Below are 2,921 nucleotides of genomic sequence, written 5' to 3' on the forward strand. Positions count from 1 at the left end.
AAGGCACGTTGCTTGATAAAGAAATTCCCTTTATTCGAATCACCAGCTTGCGTATAGTTTCCAGCCTTATCTGTTGCAACAGCATTTCTACGCCAATGATTCCCTGTAGCAAAGGCTAAATCATCTTTTAGATGACCCGTAGCAGTAATATGGGCAGGACTAGATGTAGTCGCAACGATTTCGCCTTTCGAATCTGATAAAGAAGTAGCAGAACCTGTACCATATCTATCGTCTCCAAATATATTTCTAGCCATCTCTTCAGCAGGTCTGAAATTATCTGATTCTGGAACAAGTTTAAATTCTCTCAATTTGCCCTTATTATCGGTCGCAGTCATATTGACTGTGAAATCATCACCCGCATAGATGTAGTAATAATTGTTACCATCGCTACCTTTTTCTGGAGCAACAGTCTTTCCACCATCACGTGTAACCGATACAGAAACGTCAGGAATTTCTTTTTCTTTTTCTAAGGTTGCATCGATTGTACTTGTAGAACCATCACGATAAGTAACCGTTATTGTACCATCTGTTGCAACATCAATTTTTGATTTAGTACCGGGATAAGATAATGTAATACTTCCATCTGCATTTGTAATCACTTGACCTTTTGATACATCTGGAGCAATATCCCCATTTTTTTGCAAATCTGTTGAATTATGTGAATTTTTAATAAATTTATTATAAACTTCCTTCACTTCATCAGGTGTTAAATGGTTCAAATCGGAAACTTGAACAATATCGCCACTTTGAATATCATGGCGTTCATTAAAACCTTTGATATAGTAACCAATATTTTCAGCAGCTTGCTTTTTGGCAACATCCTCTGTAGCAAAGCGGTAAATATAAGTTTTTCCAACTTCTGCAGACGCGTTATTCCCACCAATTATCCCTCTTAATGTAGTATTAACTTGTTTAGCTCCTAATCCCTCATCATTTCGAGGTCCTAAGTACTCTATACCTGGGATAACATTCCTATTCTCTATATTAAACTTCTTGATGGGCATTTTCCCATCCCAAATTGCAGATATCGTATCATTAATAGTATCTCCATTAAAGACTTCTTTGTATATGTCCGCTATCTGAAATCGAAGTTTTGACCCTTGACTAGTACTAGTAACTTGCTGTCTATATCCTGTTGAAAAACTGATCGGTTGTACAGTTGATGCGTTCCCTGGAGTGTCTTGATACACTGGAGCAGAACTTGTCTGAACCTGCATATTTGCTGTAGCTGTTGAGACGTTTTTATCGTATTTAACCTTTACGACAATAGTTCCATCCAATTGTTTTACAGCACCATGCCTATAACTATAAACAATTTCAGACCCTCTAGCATAAGTCTTATCCATATTATTTCCGTTATAAGTGGCACTTTGAACATGGCCTCCTTTACCAACATCGATTTTAACACCAATATGTGATAATGGTGTTCTAGAATCCACTGACATTGTATATGTAGCAATACCAGTATTTCTATCGAAATCAATCCGCGGTTGACTAACAGTTATTCGTCCATCTGACTGCGCTTCTCTCCAGCTCGCTCTAAACGAACTGCCACGCAACATTGGTTTGCCATTTCGTGCATCACGCGCACCTGAATTGACTCTCAACACAGCATTAGCAATCGAGTTACGAGCAGAGGTCGCTAGTTTTACAGTTTCGGTCAAATCCGCCTTAGGATTAGCAAGAGCTGTCTCGATAGCAGTCACCGCAGCATTCACTTTCGCTATAGCTGCATCACTATTAGGTAAACCGACCGCTTTTGCTAGGTACTCACCCATTTCAGCTGAAAGTTTGGTTAACTTCTTGCGATTTTCATCCTGTTGTTTAGCTGAAACTTCCGATGTTGCTATGGCACCAGCAGTCACTCCTGCCAAACTACTTATTTCTGCATTCGTATCAACCAAACCTTTTTCCAATTTAGCTGATTCCAATACGGGAGTACTTAGCTTAGAGGTAGGTAATTCTTCTTTAGCCACCTGACTTTCTTTTGACACAGACTCTGCTTTTCCAGAAGTTTCAGAAGCAGTAGTAGAATGTACACTATTGCCTGAAGGCACCATCGACTGACTAGAGCTTACAGAAGTACTTGCTGAAACGCTAGCTGAAGTTGATGCGCTTTCTGAGGCACTTGTTGACATACTAGCAGAAGAACTAACGCTAGCTGATAGACTAGTGGATACTGATTCTGAAGTAGATACACTCTCGCTTACTGAATGAGACAGACTTGCCGAATTCTCCGCATCCACTTTTGCAGTTGTACCAAGGACAACTGTATCATGTGTTGCTAGAGCATCTGAACTATCTAACGTTTTTTCAAGAGCTACCGCTTCGTTTGCAAAAACTTTTGTCTGAGTAGCAACAGCCCCACCTAATACGGCACCTGTTGCTGCAATACCTCTTATAATATCAAGACCTGTAATCGTTTGATTAGTTTGGTTTTCTACCACTTCTGTCATAACTTGAGTAGTATCTACACCACCACGTAAAACCTTGAACAAGCCAAAAAGAGAGGTTGAAGCTCTCAACCAATGCTTACCGGATTTTACCAGTTTATATCGAGTCACACGATCAGTTTCGCGATATTGACCCTTTTGACGTCTGAAAAACATTTATTTTTTTTCCTCCAAAAAGTGCTACAGTAGTTAGTTTAATGCAATCATTTTCTATTGTAACACAAATTGTTATATTAAGTCAACTTATTTTTTAGTGTTTTTGCTAAAAAAAAAAAGCATTTTCTGATTTGTTTTGTATGAATTCCCCATTGATAAACAAAGTTAATATACTAGCAAACCGAATCCCTTATTGACTGGTCTGTAAAAAAAGAAATCCATTATTTTTGCCGATGAATGCGTGATACTTATCCAAAATTAAAAAGAGCATCATTTTCCTTCTCATAGACATATATATTGTATGTTATCCAA

Annotated in this window: 1 protein-coding gene; it reads right to left on the reverse strand. The window is 38.3% G+C overall.

Annotated features, from left to right (window positions below; all coding sequences use genetic code 11):
• Positions 1-2,609: accessory Sec-dependent serine-rich glycoprotein adhesin (locus QZ359_RS00060; RefSeq protein ID WP_293944579.1), on the reverse strand; the 2,609-nt coding region annotated here is incomplete at its 3' end.
• Between the last annotated feature and the right edge of the window lie 312 nt (positions 2,610-2,921).

Origin of the sequence: Streptococcus sp., assembly GCF_019414905.1 — a bacterium.
Taxonomy (GTDB): domain Bacteria; phylum Bacillota; class Bacilli; order Lactobacillales; family Streptococcaceae; genus Streptococcus.